Below are 16,921 nucleotides of genomic sequence, written 5' to 3'. Positions count from 1 at the left end.
ATCACGGCGCAGTGAAGTCGACCTCTGATGATTCCTGGACTCGGGCGGTTCGCCCCGGTCCTGATTCGAAGCCCCAGTAGAGATTCGTGTGGGAGACTACCTGCTCTGGGGGAGGCGCACCCCAGTCACTGAGATCTTCGGTCGTATGCGCATCGGAGACCAACGTGACATCGTAGCCGCGGGCGAACCCGCTGTGGATCGTCGACCTCACACACGCATCGGACTGTGCGCCGGTGACGACGAGGTGGCCGACGTCCTTGGACGCGAGCACGTCCTCGAAGTCGGTGTCCTCGAAGGTGCTGCCGTGGGTCTTCTCCACGATGGTCTCGTCATCGGCCGGCGAGAGGTCATCGACGATCTGCCACTGCGGCGTGCCTGCGGGCAGTTCTCCGGAGCTGTGCCTGACCCAGATGACCTCGACTCCCTCGTTTCGGGCACGGTCGATCAATTTGGAGATCGTACCGGTCACCTCGGCGGCATTCCATGATGCGGCCATCACTGCGGTCTGGACGTCGATGACGATGAGGGCGGTCTTCTCTCTCTGTGAGGCGAGTGGTGGCTGGTTTGTGGATGTGCTCGTTGACATCTGATCCTCCTCGATCAGTTCAATGGTGACCCCATTTCCGGGCGAGATCAATGGTCTCGTCCATGGCCAGGCCAGAGCTGCCTCGACGACATCGGGTTCCACGCTTCGGTACGTCGGGTTCGGTCCGGCTGCGACGGTGCCAGAATGGGCCGAGTGAGTGAGATCCGAGACGATTCAGCCGACAGCTCGGCACATCCGCGCCGCTTCGGGGTGCTGCGCAGCTGGAAGACCGCGCCCTACCTGGTCGGGTCCGGGCTGGCGATGATGGGTGACAACATCGAACACGTCATCACCTACTGGGTGCTGTGGCAGAAGTTCGAATCCCCGGCCCTCGTCGGGTTCCAACTCATCAGCCACTGGCTGCCGTTCCTACTGCTCTCCGTCTACGCAGGCTCTCTAGCGGAGCGCTTCGACTGCAGGCGGCTGATCCAGATCGGTCAGGGACTGTTCATGTTCGTGTCCCTGTGCTGGGGCATCCTCTTCCTCACCGACTCGCTGCAGCTGTGGCAGGCCTGCGTGCTGCTCGTCATCCACGGACTGGCCGGATGCCTGTGGGGCCCGGCCGAGCAGATGATGCTCTACGACTTCGCCGGACGTTCCGAACTGCCCAGCGCGGTGCGCATCAACGCAACCTTCCGCAGTCTCGGGATCCTGTTCGGGCCGGTCGTCGGCTCGGTGCTGCTGCTGTCGTTCGGCCCGACCTGGGGCATCTTCATCAACATCATCTTCTATCTGCCTCTGACGATCTTCCTCATGCGCACACCCTTCACCGGGCACACCAGGAGCGGGAGTCCGAACAAGACGCGCACGACCCTGATGCAGTCGCTGCGGGTGCTCGTCGACGTCCGTCACAACCGGTCGATCATCAGCATGCTGCTCTTGGCGGCGCTCGCCTCGATCACCATCGGAGCAGTGCTGCAGACGGCGATGCCGGTCTTCGGCGGGCTGCTGACCGACCCAGGTGGAGACAGTGACTTCACGTACGGACTGCTGCTCTTCGCCCTCGGCGCCGGGGGTGTGCTCGGCGGATTCTTCCTCGAGGCCACAGGCTGGGTGCGACCGACCCCAGCAGCAGCCGCGGTCGCCGCCGCCGGACTCGGGGCGAGCTCGATCGTCTTCGCCTTCACCTCACACCTGTGGCTGGCGCTGATCGTGCTCGTCCTCGCCGGAGTCTGCAAGATCACCGCCGAATCAACCGAGATGGCGATCATCCAGCTCGAAGCTCCGACCGAGATCCGTGGCCGAGTCATCGGCTCCTACTCGATGTTCGGCCCCGGTATGCAGACCTTCTCCGGGGTCACCGTCGGCGTCCTCGGCACCATCGCCACGATCCCGCAGGCTGTGACGATCGGGGGCTCGGTTCTGGCCATCGGCGCGATCGGGATCGGCGCCTACGTGTTGGCAGGACGTGGGCGACGGGTCGGGTGAGCCTGCCTCAAGTGACCGTGTGACCAGGTGCGACTGCTCAGGTGACGGCGCCGCGGACCTTGTACTGGGGCGCATCCCAGAGCCGATTGTCGAGGATCTCACGCAGCGCCTCAACGGTGTCCCAGACATCGTTGAAGCCGATGTAGAGCGGAGTCAGGCCGAAGCGCAGGACTTCCGGCTCCCGATAGTCGCCGATGATTCCACGCTCGATCAGCGCACTCATCACGGCAAATCCCTCAGGGTGGGTGATCGAGACCTGTGACCCGCGATGAGCGTGCTCACGCGGGGTCACGATCTGGACGGGATGATCGGCCAGGCGAGATTCGACGAGCTCGATGAAGAGGTCGGACAGCTGCAGGGACTTCCGTCGCACGGCTGCCATATCGACGCTGTTGGCGATGTCGAGGCCCAATTCGGCCACTGCCATCGAGATGACGCCCTGCGTGCCGGTCAGATACCGGCGAATACCCTCGGCTGGAGCATAGTCCGGCGACATCTCGAAGGGCTTCGCGTGCCCCCACCAGCCCGAGAGCGGTTGGGTGAAACGATTCTGCAGTGCCTCGGAGACCCAGATGAAAGCGGGTGAACCCGGCCCGCCGTTGAGGAACTTGTACGTGCAGCCGATAGCCATATCCGCGCCCGATCCGGCCAGGTCGATCTCCAGGGCTCCCGCCGAATGGCACAGATCCCAGATCACCAGGGAACCGCCCGCATGGATCGCCGAGGTGGTGGTGGCCATGTCGAAGAGGCGGCCCGTGCGGTAGTTCACGTGGGTGAGGACAACGAGGGCCACCTCGTCGGTCATCGTGTCCGGGAACCCGGCGGTCACCTCGGCGTCGTCGACGAGACGCACCTCGTAACCGTCGTCGAGCTGCTCGGCCAGGCCTTGGAGCATGTAGATATCGGAGGGGAAGTTCTCCCGCTGGGTGAGGATGACGCGACGCTCTGGTGCATCGGCGGCCTGCATCTTCAGCGCGGCCGATGCGGCTTTGAACAGGTTGATCGAGGTGGTGTCCGTGACGACGGTGCTGCCGGTCCCACCACCGACGATGCCGGCCACCTTCTCGCCCAATGTTGCCGGCAGATCGAACCAGCCGGCCGTATTCCAGGAGCGGATGAGGCCGCTGCCCCATTCGTCCTCGATGACCTCCTGGGCTCGTCCGGCCGCGCCCTTCGTCTGGGCTCCCAGTGAGTTCCCATCAAGGTAGATCGTGTCGGAGGGGAGGATGAACTCGTCTCTGAGCTTGCGCAGAGGATCGTCGCGGTCGAGGAGTTCGCAGGCTGATCGCTCGAGGGTCGTCATGACTCACCTTCATCGGGTCGGTTGGTCCGGTTCACCTCACAGACTACTCAGATCACGGATATCATCGAGTCAATCCGAACAGATGACGAGAATTGGAAGTGAGTTCTGTGGTGAATTCGGAATTGATCGTCGATCATCGTGCTGAATCGAACGATTCCCACCTCGCCGAGGTGGACCTGGCGATCCTGCGTGAGCTCGGTTCCGATGCTCGGATCTCCAACAAGGACCTCGCCGGCCGGGTGGGGCTTGCTCCGTCGACCTGCTCGGGGAGAGTCAGTGCCCTGAGATCGCGTGGCATCATCAAGGGATTTCATGCCGACATCGATTTCGAAGCGCTCGGTCTGCACGTGTTCGGCATGATCTCCGTGCGAATGTCACCGGTGGGACGGTCGAAGATGAGCGATGTCATCGCGGGACTGCTTCGGGCACCTGAGACTCTTGATGTCTTCCAGGTGTCGGGGGAGCGGGACCTGCTCGTGCACATCGCCACCGCCCATCCGACGGGACTCAACGACTTCATCGACGCGCATCTCTCGGATCCGATGATCGCCCACACGCAGACCAGTCTTGTGTTCGGGCATCACCGCCCGTGATTCAGGACGCCGTGCCGGAAGCACCTCGAGCGAGGATGGTCGACGGCGCCTCCTTACGCGAATGCGGCCTGCAGCAGGACGATGGACGCCGTCGAATTGATCGTGATGTGCAGGCCCAGCGAGCCCCACAGATTGCCGTGGAACACCCGCAGCAGTGCTAGGCAGAGGCCGAGTGCAAGCATGTAGGGCAGGAGAATTGGCACGCCATGGCACAGCGCGAAGATGACGGCGCTGATGACAACCGCCCATGTTGTGCCGAGGCGGTCACGAACGAAGCCGAAGATCAGGCCGCGGAAGAAAAGCTCTTCCCAGAACGGGGTGATGACTGCGACGGCGGCGAACATCACGATCGCACCGGCGGCGCCGGCGTTTCCTGCCAGCGAATCGGTCGCTGAGTCGCTGACAGGGTCCGAGCCTGTGACCGCGAAGACGAGGGCCTGCGTGAGGAGCACCACGATCACAGCTGTGGGAATCTGCCACAGCAGGTGGAAGAGGCGCAGAGAGGGGCGGGCGAAGCCGATGTCCGAGAGTCGGTGACCGCGGCGGCTCAGGGTGAACGTCAGCGCCCATAGAGTCCCTGCGCTCTGCACGAGCAGCACAGTGACGATGAGGCTATCGAAATGCGCCCGCGCACCTGGAACGGTGAGTCCGATGAGGACGGCAGTTCCGAAGACGAGAGCACCGATGCCTAAGACGATTCCGGCTGAAATGAGGAGGGTCGTCGTTGAGAGTCGACTTCGGGGTGGGGTTTCGCTCATTCCTCAACCCTATGAGTCGTTGATCAGGCGTGTTGTCCGTCAGAAGGATGAGATTTGTTCCCCCGATGTGGCACGGGAACGAGCTTTCGACGGGCGCCGGGCTCGCCGGGCAGGCACTCAGGTTATGTCGGTATGCGTCGGTGCATTTCGAGAGTGTGACGGAGCGCGTCGGAATCTGACGATCGGCCCGCTTGCAGGAAGCCGGTGTTCCTAGTCTGGGGATCACTCAAGCGAACACCACTCACGCCAAGGAGATGTCCATGACCACCACAGTAGAAACCACCACAGATTCCACCAGCGGAACGGTCTCGACCGTTGCCATCAGTGCCGAGGATCGTGCCGCACGCCTCACCTCGGCGGGTCAGGCATGGAATGACCGGATCGCCGCCTCGGAGAAGAACGCGCAGCTGGTCTTCTCGGCCAAAGGAAGCGCCCAGGGCTCGGTCTCCTCGGTCATCACCGCTGGCAAGCACACCTTCACCGTCGACGAGCCGGCCCCTTTGGCGGGTGACGATGCCGCACCGAACCCCGTGGAATACGCGCTCGGCGCCCTCATCTCCTGCCAGATAGTCGTCTACCGCCTCTACGCACACAACCTGGGACTGACGTTCGAGAACCTCGACGTCAGAGCTGAGGGTGACCTCGATGTTCGGGGGCTCTTCGGTGCTGATGACTCGGTGCGAGCGGGACTCTCCGCAGTCCGTGTCACCGTGAACATCACGGGCCCCGACAGTGACGAGGCCTACCAGGAGCTGCAGCAGACTGTCGATGCTCACTGCCCGGTCTTCGACATCTTCACGAACCCGACACCCATCGACGTCACCGTGACGAAGACGAACTGATGAGTCTCGTCGGTCTATTGACATGCCGGTGAGCGAGGACGAGGATATTGAGCCCATTGCTGGACACCAGCTGCGAGGGAGCAGTCATGACCCAGATCTTCGTCAACTACCCGACCACCGATCTCAATCGAGCGAAGAAGTTCTACGCCAATCTCGGCGCCGAGGTTGTTCCCGAATTCACCGACGAGAACGCCGCTTGTCTCAAATGGGACGAGGGTATCTTCTTCATGATTCTGACGAGGGAGTACCTGGGGACGTTCACCGACAAGCCGATCGCTGATCCGCATTCGACTGCGCAGGTGCTCACCGCTCTGAGCCGGGATTCCCGTGATGACGTTGACGCCACACGAGCGAAGATTCTCGACGCCGGCGGATCGGAGAACAAGGAACCGCAGGACTTCGGGTTCATGTACTCGATCAGCATGGCCGACCCCGACGGCAACATCATCGAGTTCATGTGGATGGATCCCGCCGCAGTGGAACAAGGACCCGAGGCATTCGCCGCAGGACAGGAATGAGCGACTGAGCCCACGATCAGGCGGCGCTGGACTCAAGGACCTCGAGGACGCCGGGACCATAGCGGTCGAGCTTCTTCAGACCCACTCCGCTGACCTGGCCTAGCTCGCCGATGGTGCTGGGTTTGGCCTCGACGATTCCGTACAGGGTGGCATCGGGGAACACGACATAGGCGGGGACGCCCTGCTCCTTCGCCTGATCGGCACGCCAAGCACGCAGAGCCTCGAACAGGGCTGTGTCTGCGGTGCCGAGTTCGACCTCTGGGCCACCTCGGCGTTTGGCAGCTGCCTTCTTCGATCCGGATTTCTTCACGGGATCCACGCGCAGTGAGATCTCGACCTCGCTGCGGAGGACGGGTCCGGCGGTCTCGCCGACGACGAGGACGCCGTAGTCGCCATGGGATTCGAGCAGGCCGCGGGCAAGAACCTGGCGGACCACGGTCTTCCATTGGGTTTCACTGAGATCGCTGCCGACGCCCCAGACACTGAGGCTCTCGTGGTCGGCCGAGCGGGACCGTTCGTTGTCAATGCCGCGCAGCACATCGATGACCTGTCCGGAGCCGAATTTCTGGCCGCGTTCTCGGTCGAGGCGGATGACTGCCGACAGAAGTTTCTGCACGGCCACCGTTGCGTCCCAGGTCACTGGGGGAGTGATGCAGGTGTCGCAGTTGCCACAGGGCTCGGATTCCTCATCGAAGTAGCGCAGGAGCTGCACGCGCCGGCAGTCGACGGTTTCGCACAGAGCCAGCATCGAATCAAGGTGCGACATTGCTCGGCGCTGGTAGGTTCGATCGCCGTCTCCGGATTCGATGAGGCGGCGTTGGGAGACGACATCGCCGAGGCCGTAGACCATCCACGCATCAGCAGGCAGTCCGTCACGTCCGGCACGGCCGGTCTCCTGGTAGTACCCTTCAACACTGCGCGGCAGGTCGAGGTGGGCGACGAAGCGGACATCGGGTTTGTCGATGCCCATGCCGAAGGCGATCGTCGCGACCATGACCAGACCGTCCTCACGGAGGAATCGTGCCTGGTGCTCGGCGCGCACTTCTGAGGGCAGGCCCGCGTGATACGGCAGAGCGTTGATCCCTCGGGCCTCGAGCGCCTCGGCGAGCTGTTCGACACCGCGGCGGGACAGGCAGTAGACGATGCCGGAGTCGCCGGGGTGTTCTGTGGTGATGAAGCTGATGAGCTGGGAGCGACCAGATTGCTTCGGTTCGATGCGGTAGGTGATGTTGGGCCGGTCGAAGCTGGCGACGAAATGCTGGGCCTCGCCGAGATGAAGACGTTCGGTGAGCTCCGCGTGAGTGGCAGGTGTGGCCGTGGCCGTCAACGCAATGCGAGGCACATCGGGGAAGCGCTCTGCCAGTACTCCCAGGCCGAGATAGTCGCTGCGGAAATCATGGCCCCACTGCGATACGCAGTGCGCCTCGTCGATAGCGAACAGCGCGACCTGGGCTCGTTCGAGCAGGGACATTGTGCGTGGCAGGACCAGGCGCTCCGGTGCCAGGTAGAGCAGATCCAGCTCCCCGGCAAGGAGTGCGCTTTCGACGTTCTGTGCTTCCTCGAAGTCGAGTGTCGAGTTGAGGTATGCGGCCCTGACACCGAGATTCTCCAGTGCAGCGACCTGATCGGCCATGAGCGCGATGAGAGGTGAGATGACGATGCCTGTTCCGGGCCTGACGAGACTCGGAATCTGATAGCAGAGGGACTTTCCACCACCGGTGGGCATGAGGACGACGGCGTCTCCTCCGCCTACGATCTGATCGACGACCGCTTGCTGCTGGCCCCGGAATTCGTCATAGCCGAAGACATCATGGAGGACGTCAAGCGGAGAGGTTGTGGGAGCCGAAGTCATGTGACCAAGGCTAGTGGACGGCCCTGACTTGGCCGAACCTGCCGAACCCACAGCACAGTGTTGGGTCATGAGCCGGTGCATAGAGGTCTGCAATAAGAGGAACGCAGCGGCAGAGCCACCGGATACTGGGCAACTCCTACGATTCGGTGCGCTCCACGTTTAGCAGGGGCCCGCCCCTGCGGATCCGGGTGCCGGAGCCCTGCGGATCGGAGGGGGCCAGCCGGTGGAATTTCGGCTCACCTGAGGGGTGTGGTGGGCGTCACGATCAGATTTCCGGTTTCGAGTTGCACGACGAGCCTGGCCTGGTCTAGAGTTGTATCTCGTTGCCCCGCAGAAAACGAACTCTTCGAGAACGGTTTTCACCGGGTGTGACCAGCACAAACACAGTTTAGTTGGTTCACACGGAAACGTGGTTGGCAGCCATATAAATTGAAACTGACACCCCCAGTGAACATGCCCAGATGTTGGGTTGTGGTGATGGGTGAGTGTTTGTGGTTTGAGAATCCAATAGCGTGTTTGTTTGAACAAATAGTGATGCCAGAAACATTATTTTTCTGGTAAGACAATCACATGGTCACACATTTGTGACTGCCCTTCGCCGGGCGGTCACGCCAGCGTGTGTGGACATGAACATTGAGCCGACTGCGGTCACCCCGTGATCGTTTGGTTGGCTGTCTTGCTGGGATTCATTCGTAACATAATTTTTTTATGGAGAGTTTGATCCTGGCTCAGGACGAACGCTGGCTGCGTGCTTAACACATGCAAGTCGAACGCTGAAACCCGCAGCTTGCTGTGGGTGGATGAGTGGCGAACGGGTGAGTAACACGTGAGTAACCTGCCCCCGACTTCGGGATAAGCCCGGGAAACTGGGTCTAATACCGGATATGACAACCGAAGGCATCTTTGGTTGTGGAAAGTTTTTTCGGTTGGGGATGGGCTCGCGGCCTATCAGTTTGTTGGTGAGGTAATGGCTCACCAAGACGACGACGGGTAGCCGGCCTGAGAGGGCGACCGGCCACACTGGGACTGAGACACGGCCCAGACTCCTACGGGAGGCAGCAGTGGGGAATATTGCACAATGGGGGAAACCCTGATGCAGCGACGCAGCGTGCGGGATGACGGCCTTCGGGTTGTAAACCGCTTTCAGCAGGGAAGAAGCCCCTTACGGGTGACGGTACCTGCAGAAGAAGTACCGGCTAACTACGTGCCAGCAGCCGCGGTAATACGTAGGGTACAAGCGTTGTCCGGAATTATTGGGCGTAAAGAGCTCGTAGGTGGTTGGTCACGTCTGCTGTGGAAACGCAACGCTTAACGTTGCGCGTGCAGTGGGTACGGGCTGACTAGAGTGCAGTAGGGGAGTCTGGAATTCCTGGTGTAGCGGTGAAATGCGCAGATATCAGGAGGAACACCGGTGGCGAAGGCGGGACTCTGGGCTGTAACTGACACTGAGGAGCGAAAGCATGGGGAGCGAACAGGATTAGATACCCTGGTAGTCCATGCCGTAAACGTTGGGCACTAGGTGTGGGGGACATTCCACGTTCTCCGCGCCGTAGCTAACGCATTAAGTGCCCCGCCTGGGGAGTACGGTCGCAAGGCTAAAACTCAAAGGAATTGACGGGGGCCCGCACAAGCGGCGGAGCATGCGGATTAATTCGATGCAACGCGAAGAACCTTACCAAGGCTTGACATACACCAGACCGTTCTGGAAACAGTTCCTCCCCTTTGGGGTTGGTGTACAGGTGGTGCATGGTTGTCGTCAGCTCGTGTCGTGAGATGTTGGGTTAAGTCCCGCAACGAGCGCAACCCTCGTTCTATGTTGCCAGCACGTGATGGTGGGAACTCATAGGAGACTGCCGGGGTCAACTCGGAGGAAGGTGGGGATGACGTCAAATCATCATGCCCTTTATGTCTTGGGCTTCACGCATGCTACAATGGCTGGTACAGAGAGATGCGAGACCGCGAGGTTTTAGCGAATCCCTTAAAGCCAGTCTCAGTTCGGATCGTAGTCTGCAATTCGACTACGTGAAGTCGGAGTCGCTAGTAATCGCAGATCAGCAACGCTGCGGTGAATACGTTCCCGGGCCTTGTACACACCGCCCGTCAAGTCACGAAAGTCGGTAACACCCGAAGCCGGTGGCCCAACCCCTCGTGGGAGGGGGCCGTCTAAGGTGGGACTGGTGATTGGGACTAAGTCGTAACAAGGTAGCCGTACCGGAAGGTGCGGCTGGATCACCTCCTTTCTAAGGAGCACACATCAGAACCCCAACGTGTCACCCGAACGTGGTGCCGGTTGGGAGCTCAAGGGTGGAACATCATTATTTTCGCTCAACCCGCACAGCGTCGTTAAGGTTCATGCCTTGTCGACGGTGTGATGATGGTGGGCTAGAACGAACACGTTATTGGGTCCTGGAATCACAAACCAACCAGTCATGGTTGCACGTGGTTTCAACCAACAGGACCAACCCGTCCACACTCGCAGTCGAAAAAGCTGTTCGTGGTGTGGGTGGTGTTTGGTAGTGGTTTGAGAATCGTATAGTGGACGCGAGCATCAACAGCCCGAACATTTGTTTGGGTTGTTATGTAATGTGATTTTTCTTGTGAAATCTTAGTGTGAAAAATTTCGCACACACGATTGCAACCAATTTGTTTGGGTGTGATGAGTGTGTAAGAGCGCATGGTGGATGCCTTGGCATCAGGAGCCGATGAAGGACGTGGAAATCTGCGATAAGCCTCGGGGAGCCGATAAACGGGCTGTGATCCGAGGGTGTCCGAATGGGGAAACCCCGCCACATGAGAGTGTGGTGACCCGCATCTGAATATATAGGATGCGTGGAGGGAACGCGGGGAAGTGAAACATCTCAGTACCCGTAGGAAGAGAAAATAAAACATGATTCCGGGAGTAGTGGCGAGCGAAACTGGATCAGCCTAAACCGTGTGCGTGTCAAACGTGCTGGTGTTGCGTATGCGGTGTTGTGGGGAATGCGTGTTCGGTCCAGCATGACCGAGTCGTTGATGTGTGCCTTGTGTAGTCGAAGCTGGTGGGAAACAGTACCGGAGTGGGTGAGAGTCCCGTAGACGAAACATGTGGCCCCGACGATATGTGTTTGCCCGAGTAGCACGATACTCGTGGAATGTCGTGTGAATCTGCCAGGACCACCTGGTAAGGCTAAATACTTCCTGATGACCGATAGCGGATAGTACCGTGAGGGAATGGTGAAAAGTACCCCGGGAGGGGAGTGAAATAGTACCTGAAACCATGTGCTTACAATCCGTCAGAGCCTCCTTTGTTGGGGTGATGGCGTGCCTTTTGAAGAATGAGCCTGCGAGTTAGCGGTGCGTGGCGAGGTTAACCCGAGAGGGGTAGTCGTAGCGAAAGCGAGTCCGAATAGGGCGAATGAGTCGCGTGTCCTAGACCCGAAGCGGAGTGATCTAGCCATGGGCAGGGTGAAGCGTGTGTAAGAGCGCGTGGAGGCCCGCACCCACTTCAGTTGAAAATGGAGGGGATGACCTGTGGTTAGGGGTGAAAGGCCAATCAAACTCTGTGATAGCTGGTTCTCCCCGAAATGCATTTAGGTGCAGCGTTGCGTGGTTCTTGCCGGAGGTAGAGCTACTGGATGGCTGATGGGCCCCACCGGGTTACTGACGTCAACTAAACTCCGAATGCCGGTAAGGTTCAGCGTGGCAGTGAGACAGTGGGGGATAAGCTTCATTGTCGAGAGGGAAACAGCCCAGACCATCAACTAAGGCCCCTAAGCGTGTGCTAAGTGGGAAAGGATGTTCAGTTGCGAAGACAACCAGGAGGTTGGCTTAGAAGCAGCCATCCTTGAAAGAGTGCGTAATAGCTCACTGGTCAAGTGATTGAGCGCCGATAATGTAGCGGGGCTAAGTACACCGCCGAAGTTGTGGCAGCACCCCAAGTAGCCGTAATGGTGGGGTGTTGGGTAGGGGAGCGTCGTGCTGGCAGTGAAGTCGCCGTGTGAACGAGTGGTGGAGCCGGTACGAGTGAGAATGCAGGCATGAGTAGCGAAAGACGGGTGAGAAACCCGTCCACCGGATGACCAAGGGTTCCAGGGCTAGGCTAATCCGCCCTGGGTAAGTCGGGACCTAAGGCGAGGCCGACAGGCGTAGTCGATGGACAACCAGTTGATATTCTGGTACCGACGCTCAACCGTCAATACCAAAACACACGATACTAACTTTTCTACTCACCCGTGATGTCTTCGGATGTCTGGTTGGTGTGTGGGCAAGGACCTGAGTGTGGAGTCGGTAAGCGCGAGGTGTGACGCAGGAAGGTAGCCAGGCCACGCGATGGTAGTCGTGGTCTAAGGTCGTAGCACGTGGGGGTAGGTAAATCCGTCCCCACACGTAGTGTGAGAGCTGATGGGCGCCCCACTTGTGGTGGGGTGATCTGGTGATCCTATGCTGCCGAGAAAAGCATCGGCGTGAGGTTGTGTGTTGCCCGTACCCTATAACCGACACAGGTGGTCAGGTAGAGAATACTAAGGTGATCGAGAGAATCGTGGTTAAGGAACTCGGCAAAATGCCCCCGTAACTTCGGGAGAAGGGGGACCATCCCGGTGAAGCCAACGTGCTTGGTGATGTGCTGGTGGTGGTCGCAGAGGCCAGAGAGAAGCGACTGTTTATTAAAAACACAGGTCCGTGCGAAGATGTAAGTCGATGTATACGGACTGACGCCTGCCCGGTGCTGGAAGGTTAAGAGGACTCGTTAACCCGTAAGGGTGAAGCGGAGAATTTAAGCCCCAGTAAACGGCGGTGGTAACTATAACCATCCTAAGGTAGCGAAATTCCTTGTCGGGTAAGTTCCGACCTGCACGAATGGCGTAACGACTTCTCTGCTGTCTCAACCACGAACTCGGCGAAATTGCATTACGAGTAAAGATGCTCGTTACGCGCAGCAGGACGGAAAGACCCCGAGACCTTCACTATAGTTTGGTATTGGGATTCGGTGTGGTTTGTGTAGGATAGGTGGGAGACTGTGAGGCTATCACGCTAGTGGTGGTGGAGTCGTCAAGTGAAATACCACTCTGATTATACTGGATTTCTTAACTTCGGACCCTGATCGGGTTCAGGGACAGTGCCTGATGGGTAGTTTAACTGGGGCGGTTGCCTCCTAAAGAGTAACGGAGGCGCCCAAAGGTTCCCTCAGCCTGGTTGGCAATCAGGTGTCGAGTGTAAGTGCACAAGGGAGCTTGACTGTGAGACGGACGTGTCGAGCAGGAGCGAAAGCTGGGACTAGTGACCCGGCCATGGCTTGTGGAAGCGTGGTCGCTCAACGGATAAAAGGTACCTCGGGGATAACAGGCTGATCTTGCCCAAGAGTCCATATCGACGGCATGGTTTGGCACCTCGATGTCGGCTCGTCGCATCCTGGGGCTGTAGTCGGTCCCAAGGGTTGGGCTGTTCGCCCATTAAAGCGGTACGCGAGCTGGGTTTAGAACGTCGTGAGACAGTTCGGTCCCTATCCGCTGCGTGCGTAGGAAATTTGTGGAGGCCTGTCCTTAGTACGAGAGGACCGGGACGGACGAACCTCTGGTGTGCCAGTTGTACCGCCAGGTGCATGGCTGGTTGGCTACGTTCGGGAAGGATAACCGCTGAAAGCATCTAAGCGGGAAGCCTGCTTCGAGATGAGATTTCCAACCCATTAAGTTGGGGTGAGGTGTCCTATAGATTATGGGTTTGATAGGCCGGGTATGGAAGCACTGTAAGGTGTGGAGTTGACTGGTACTAATACGCCGATCACTCATCAACCACAATCATTGGTTGGTGTGTGCGTGTTTCACGCTATGGGTTTGACGAGATATTTTATGAGTCATGTTGCATGATGGTGTTCGCGTTCGCTGTACGGTTCTTGGACCGCTACGACACTCTTTGAGCTGATGGCTTGGGGTGGTGGTGGTCTGTTGGGTTTTGCGGTGGTGATAGTGGTGGGGAAACGCCCGGTTAACCGTTCCGATCCCGGTAGCTAAGCCCATTCGCGCTGATGGTACTGCAACTTGGTGGTTGTGGGAGAGTAGGTGACTGCCGCAATATTCTTTGAGTAGAGGTCACTCCCTTTTGGGGGTGGCCTTTACTTGTATCTGGTGGTGTGGATTTCGGTTCCTTTTGGGGCGGGGTCCGCACCACCACTTTCTGCATTCAAAAGCGGGACATCCCGTTGACCCGACACTGCTGCTTGACCCGGGACTGCTGCCGGCGACGCCGCACGGAACAGGCTGACTCTGAGTGAATGAATATGGGAGAGTCAGTGCTTCGCGTTACCCTGGAAGCCGAACAATCGCACGGAGACCGCACAGTTCACGTATGCACAGGAGACTGAGGAGCACAGTGGAAACCAATAGACGTACGATCATGAAATCCGCCGGCATGGTCGGATCCGCAGCTGTCGTCGGTTCCTCGGTGGCGCTGACCTCGGCGTGCGGGTCCGAGGACCCGTCCGAGACGCCGACAAGTGGTTCAGCAGACGATGCCAGCGTCGCTGCGGGAGACGTTCCCGTCGGTTCTGGAACCGTTATCGACGAAACATATGTGGTCACCCAGCCGAAGGAAGGCGAATTCCACGCGTTCTCCTCTGTCTGCACTCATCAGGGCTGCCAGGTCCGTACCATCACCGAAGACAAGATCACCTGCCCCTGCCATTCTTCACAGTTCTCAACGTCCACCGGGGAGGTCCTCGCCGGTCCGGCCACCGATCCATTGCCGAAATTCTCCGTCACCGACTCCGACGGGACGCTGACAATCTCAGAGAAGTAGACCTGCTATGCACACCGTGGTTCTCACCTTGACCTTCAGGCTGGGTTTTCTAGCCCAACACAAGCCCGGGAATCACCAGCGCACCCGCGACAGCCAGCGTCATCACGGCCGATACCCCGAGGCCTGTCATCTCCGACCGTTTGGCTGCAGCTCCATTCGTGGTCCAGGGAAGGTTCGACCAGGCCCTCGCTGCCAGGTACACGCCGAATACATACGCGCCGAGGCAGAGCAGCCACACGTAGATGAACCACGAGGTCCAACCGCCGTAGTCTGCAATCAGCCGGACAAGCAAGAGCATGGCGAGTGCAACGAAGAGGTTACTCAGCAGCACGGTCCGGGTGTGAGCACGAGAGGCCTTGATTGCAGAGTAAGCGCCCCACGCGACCACGATCGCGGATGCGATCTGAGAGACGAGCTCGGGGTTCATGAGTTCCCTCCCGCCTGATCGTCGTGTACCTGCGAGGGGCGCTGCGTACCCAGCGACGATGCGTTGCTTGTCGAGATCACGTCCGCGGCATCGTCGACGGAGATTGCCGAGTCGGAGAGGACAATGATTCCCTGCGACGTCTTCGGATCGAATCCGAGGAACGACCGGTATCCACCGGTGCCACCGTTATGCCAGGTGAGATTCGGACTGCGATCCTTCGTGGTGAACCAGGCCCAGCCGATGCGATCCGACTCATCGAAGTCCTCACGCGGCTGGGCGGCTCTCGAGCCAGGGGCCGATCCGTCCACCGTCGCACGCAGCCAGATGCTCATGTCATGGGCAGTCGACCTGATGGCACCCGAGGGCGCGGTCCCGCCCAAGGTCCATGGTGCTGCCCGCAGCCCAGAAGCAGTGTAGCCATGTGAGAGTCCCTCGGCCGTTCTTGGCACGTAGGTGTCCGTCATTCCCAAGGGCTCCGTAATCCGTTCCCTGACAAGATCGCCGTAGCTGGAGTCCGTGACCGTCGCGAGTGCCTGTCCGAGGATCCCGAATGCGAAGTTCGAGTACTCGGGTTCCTGCGGACCCACGTCGACGTTCCTGAGCGAGTCGGCGAGGTCCGTCGCAGTCCCGCGATAGGGGTCGGTGTGGATATACCTCGACAGGAATGTCGCCAGGCCATCGCCGAAACTCAGCGCCGGCTCCTGCGCGGGCAATCCTGAGCGCTGCGTGGCGATTGACGCCAGCGTCACCTCGGCAACCTCACCGTCGAGTTCGGGCCAGACCTCGCCGAGGTTGGTTCTCTCGTCGATTTCACCTCGTTCGATCGCGTCGGCGTAGAGCGCGGCGGTGACGGTCTTCGTGATCGATCCGATTTCGAACTCGGAATTCTCGTCGGCGCCGACCCCTCCCCAGGTGACATCATCGCCATTGATCTTCGCCGCTGCCACATGGTGCCAGTGCCCGCTGTCGAGGGCGTTCTCGACCTGGCTGACCAGAGCTGCGTCGCCGGTCGTCTCGCCCTGGAACCCACGTGGAAACGGAGTGATGAGCAGAAGCAGTACGCCCACGATGCCGGCGGTGAGCACAGCGACCCATGTCCGCTGAGTCCCCGACTCGTCTGGGGCTGAGTGTGGGCGAGGAGTGTTGGAGCTTTCGGAGGCGGTGGCGGTGTTCATGAGTGCTCCCGAGTGAGTGCCAGTGCGTGTCTGCGTGTCAGTGAGTGCCGATGAGGAAGAGGGTGAGGAGGGGGATGACCTTCTGGCTGGGTACGCGCCAGTGGCCTCGGCGCGAGTTCTCGAGCCAGCCAGCCCCGGCCAGGGCATGGATGTGGTGGTAGATCTGGCCGGTCGTGCCGAATCGTTCGTCTTCGCCGAGCTGGGCGACGGTGCTTGTCCCCTCGTAGATCGCCTGCAGGAGTTCGAGGCGGACCGGGTGGCCCAGTGCCGCAAGGGCCGGGGCCGCCTCGGCGAAATTGAGGTCATTGATTGCCGCCGACGGCAGCCCCATCTGCCAGGACACTGGGAGCTCGCCGCCCGGGGGAGTGGTATGTCCGGTGTAGACGACTCCGCCTTCGTCTCCTGCTCGATCGATGAGGCCGTTCAGCGCCCAGAAGGCGTCGTCATCGGCGGTCGGGTTCGTCCTCTTCGGCGCCAGAGTGGACTCAGCCTTGGTGATCGGTGCGGTCGTGTGAACAGCATTCTCCAGGCTGGCGACCTTGCGCTCAAGCCCGGCCAAGCGCCCCTCGAAGTCGTGTACGGATTGACCCTTCGACAACGAACTCATAAGCCCATAATACACAAAGTACGTAATTACGTAAATACATGATCTGGTTGTGTCCAGACCA

Annotated in this window: 12 protein-coding genes and 3 rRNA genes; 8 read left to right on the top strand and 7 right to left on the bottom strand. The window is 59.7% G+C overall.

The window, feature by feature from the left end:
- Position 1 precedes the first annotated feature (1 nt).
- Positions 2 to 586, bottom strand: coding sequence for a cysteine hydrolase family protein (locus LQ788_RS18960; protein WP_231443716.1), 585 nt, complete (start codon positions 584 to 586; stop codon positions 2 to 4).
- A gap of 153 nt (positions 587 to 739) precedes the next feature.
- On the opposite strand from LQ788_RS18960, the gene LQ788_RS18955 reads away from it, so the two are divergent.
- Entirely contained in the window at positions 740 to 2,014 is a 1,275-nt protein-coding gene (locus LQ788_RS18955) for an MFS transporter (protein WP_231443714.1), read from the top strand.
- A 37-nt stretch (positions 2,015 to 2,051) separates the two neighbouring features.
- On the opposite strand, the gene kynU is transcribed toward LQ788_RS18955, so the two are convergent.
- Positions 2,052 to 3,317: a kynureninase gene (kynU, locus tag LQ788_RS18950; protein WP_231443712.1), complete on the bottom strand. Its 1,266-nt coding sequence runs from the start codon at positions 3,315 to 3,317 to the stop codon at positions 2,052 to 2,054.
- A gap of 110 nt (positions 3,318 to 3,427) precedes the next feature.
- Here kynU and LQ788_RS18945 point away from each other — a divergent pair, with 110 nt between their 5' ends.
- Positions 3,428 to 3,910: an Lrp/AsnC family transcriptional regulator gene (locus tag LQ788_RS18945; RefSeq protein WP_231443710.1), complete on the top strand. Its 483-nt coding sequence runs from the start codon at positions 3,428 to 3,430 to the stop codon at positions 3,908 to 3,910.
- A 53-nt stretch (positions 3,911 to 3,963) separates the two neighbouring features.
- Here the strand turns inward: LQ788_RS18945 and LQ788_RS18940 are convergent, their stop codons facing one another.
- Positions 3,964 to 4,668 carry a CPBP family intramembrane glutamic endopeptidase gene (locus LQ788_RS18940; RefSeq protein WP_231443708.1) on the bottom strand — a complete coding sequence of 235 codons (705 nt, stop codon included), beginning with the start codon at positions 4,666 to 4,668 and terminating at the stop codon, positions 3,964 to 3,966.
- Between the two features lie 260 nt (positions 4,669 to 4,928).
- On the opposite strand from LQ788_RS18940, the gene LQ788_RS18935 reads away from it, so the two are divergent.
- Together LQ788_RS18935 and LQ788_RS18930 are read left to right on the top strand one after the other, a co-directional pair.
- Positions 4,929 to 5,510 (top strand): OsmC family protein, encoded by a 582-nt coding sequence (locus LQ788_RS18935; RefSeq protein ID WP_231443707.1) that lies wholly within the window; start codon positions 4,929 to 4,931, stop codon positions 5,508 to 5,510.
- Between the two features lie 86 nt (positions 5,511 to 5,596).
- Complete coding sequence (locus tag LQ788_RS18930; RefSeq protein ID WP_231443705.1) at positions 5,597 to 6,028, top strand: VOC family protein; 432 nt, start codon at positions 5,597 to 5,599, stop codon at positions 6,026 to 6,028.
- 16 nt (positions 6,029 to 6,044) lie between these two features.
- Here LQ788_RS18930 and recQ read toward each other — a convergent pair whose 3' ends face one another.
- Complete coding sequence (gene recQ, locus LQ788_RS18925) at positions 6,045 to 7,880, bottom strand: DNA helicase RecQ (protein WP_231443703.1); 1,836 nt, start codon at positions 7,878 to 7,880, stop codon at positions 6,045 to 6,047.
- A gap of 705 nt (positions 7,881 to 8,585) precedes the next feature.
- On the opposite strand from recQ, the gene LQ788_RS18920 reads away from it, so the two are divergent.
- The 4 genes from LQ788_RS18920 to LQ788_RS18905 all read left to right on the top strand — a co-directional run bounded on the left by LQ788_RS18920 (position 8,586) and on the right by LQ788_RS18905 (position 14,651).
- A 16S ribosomal RNA gene (locus LQ788_RS18920) occupies positions 8,586 to 10,120 on the top strand.
- A 414-nt stretch (positions 10,121 to 10,534) separates the two neighbouring features.
- Positions 10,535 to 13,649 (top strand): 23S ribosomal RNA (locus LQ788_RS18915).
- A gap of 160 nt (positions 13,650 to 13,809) precedes the next feature.
- Positions 13,810 to 13,928 (top strand): 5S ribosomal RNA (rrf, locus tag LQ788_RS18910).
- Together the 16S, 23S and 5S rRNA genes form the textbook arrangement of a ribosomal RNA operon.
- A 297-nt stretch (positions 13,929 to 14,225) precedes the next feature.
- Positions 14,226 to 14,651, top strand: coding sequence for a Rieske (2Fe-2S) protein (locus LQ788_RS18905; protein WP_231443701.1), 426 nt, complete (start codon positions 14,226 to 14,228; stop codon positions 14,649 to 14,651).
- 49 nt (positions 14,652 to 14,700) lie between these two features.
- Here the strand turns inward: LQ788_RS18905 and LQ788_RS18900 are convergent, their stop codons facing one another.
- The 3 genes from LQ788_RS18900 to LQ788_RS18890 are packed head-to-tail and all read right to left on the bottom strand — an operon-like array spanning position 14,701 to position 16,860.
- Complete coding sequence (locus LQ788_RS18900; RefSeq protein WP_231443699.1) at positions 14,701 to 15,078, bottom strand: hypothetical protein; 378 nt, start codon at positions 15,076 to 15,078, stop codon at positions 14,701 to 14,703.
- Complete coding sequence (locus LQ788_RS18895; protein WP_231443697.1) at positions 15,075 to 16,253, bottom strand: serine hydrolase domain-containing protein; 1,179 nt, start codon at positions 16,251 to 16,253, stop codon at positions 15,075 to 15,077. Before LQ788_RS18895 ends, LQ788_RS18900 begins: the two co-directional genes overlap by 4 nt.
- A gap of 37 nt (positions 16,254 to 16,290) precedes the next feature.
- Entirely contained in the window at positions 16,291 to 16,860 is a 570-nt protein-coding gene (locus LQ788_RS18890; RefSeq protein ID WP_231443695.1) for a winged helix-turn-helix domain-containing protein, read from the bottom strand.
- Positions 16,861 to 16,921 lie beyond the last annotated feature (61 nt).

Origin of the sequence: Brevibacterium zhoupengii, from assembly GCF_021117425.1 — a bacterium.
GTDB lineage: Bacteria > Actinomycetota > Actinomycetes > Actinomycetales > Brevibacteriaceae > Brevibacterium > Brevibacterium zhoupengii.
Note: the sequence above shows the minus strand (reverse complement) of the source record. Positions and strands in the feature narration are given on the sequence as shown.

What these genes read in the sequence shown, in the direction of transcription:
- LQ788_RS18895 (WP_231443697.1), bottom strand. Translation starts at nt 16,253, where the DNA reads ATGAACACCGCCACCGCCTCCGAAAGCTCCAACACTCCTCGCCCACAC.
- LQ788_RS18960 (WP_231443716.1), bottom strand. Translation starts at nt 586, where the DNA reads ATGTCAACGAGCACATCCACAAACCAGCCACCACTCGCCTCACAGAGA.
- LQ788_RS18890 (WP_231443695.1), bottom strand. Translation starts at nt 16,860, where the DNA reads ATGAGTTCGTTGTCGAAGGGTCAATCCGTACACGACTTCGAGGGGCGC.
- recQ (WP_231443703.1), bottom strand. Translation starts at nt 7,880, where the DNA reads ATGACTTCGGCTCCCACAACCTCTCCGCTTGACGTCCTCCATGATGTC.
- LQ788_RS18930 (WP_231443705.1), top strand. Translation starts at nt 5,597, where the DNA reads ATGACCCAGATCTTCGTCAACTACCCGACCACCGATCTCAATCGAGCG.
- LQ788_RS18900 (WP_231443699.1), bottom strand. Translation starts at nt 15,078, where the DNA reads ATGAACCCCGAGCTCGTCTCTCAGATCGCATCCGCGATCGTGGTCGCG.
- LQ788_RS18935 (WP_231443707.1), top strand. Translation starts at nt 4,929, where the DNA reads ATGACCACCACAGTAGAAACCACCACAGATTCCACCAGCGGAACGGTC.
- LQ788_RS18940 (WP_231443708.1), bottom strand. Translation starts at nt 4,668, where the DNA reads ATGAGCGAAACCCCACCCCGAAGTCGACTCTCAACGACGACCCTCCTC.
- kynU (WP_231443712.1), bottom strand. Translation starts at nt 3,317, where the DNA reads ATGACGACCCTCGAGCGATCAGCCTGCGAACTCCTCGACCGCGACGAT.